General features: G+C 70.9%; 1 protein-coding gene. It reads right to left on the bottom strand.

Annotation, left to right across the window (positions count from 1 at the left end):
• Nucleotides 1-465 (bottom strand): biotin/lipoyl-binding protein (locus G3O00_RS42945; protein WP_206146627.1); only part of this gene is annotated, 465 nt, incomplete at its 3' end.
• Between the last annotated feature and the right edge of the window lie 177 nt (nt 466-642).

Genomic DNA, 642 nt, shown 5'->3' with positions numbered 1-642 from the left:
GCCCGAGCGCGCGGCAAATGCGCGCTGCGCGAGCGACAGGTCGGCGCGCCGCGCATTCACGGCCTCGACGTACATCGTGTTCGAGATCTTCGCGTTTGCGACCTGCCGCACCGCCTGCGCGAGCTGCGCCTTCGCCTGCGCGAACGCGACGGACGCCTCGGTGTCGTCGAGCTTCACGAGCGTCTGGCCGGCGCGCACGGCCTGCGTATCGGCGACCACGACGTCGGTCACCGATCCGGGGATCTGCGCGGCGACCTGGACGATGCTGCCGGCGACGTATGCGTCGTCGGTGTCCTCGTAATAGCGGTCGCTCAGCAGCCAGTACGCGATCCATGCGAGCGCGGCCACCAGCACGACCGCGAAGAACACGATGAAGCGCTTGCGGCGCGTCGCGCGGCGCGCGTCGAGTGCCGGGTCGTTCAGGGCGGCCGGCGGCGCGGCGGTATGGAGGTTGTCGTGGTGCATCAGTCGCTTTGCGTAACGATCAGACGATCGTGCTGGAACAAGGGGATCGGCGGCATGACCGACGGGCTCGGCGCCGGAATCGCCGCGGCCGTGTGCGCGAGAACGGAGGTGCCGCGAGGCGTCGTGCCGACGGCCGGCGCGCGAGCCGCGTCGTCGCGTCGTGCGGACGCGGATGCA

The sequence above is a fragment of the Burkholderia sp. Ac-20384 genome (assembly GCF_017104605.1).
GTDB lineage: Bacteria > Pseudomonadota > Gammaproteobacteria > Burkholderiales > Burkholderiaceae > Burkholderia > Burkholderia lata.
This window is presented reverse-complemented; position numbering and strand designations above follow the sequence as displayed.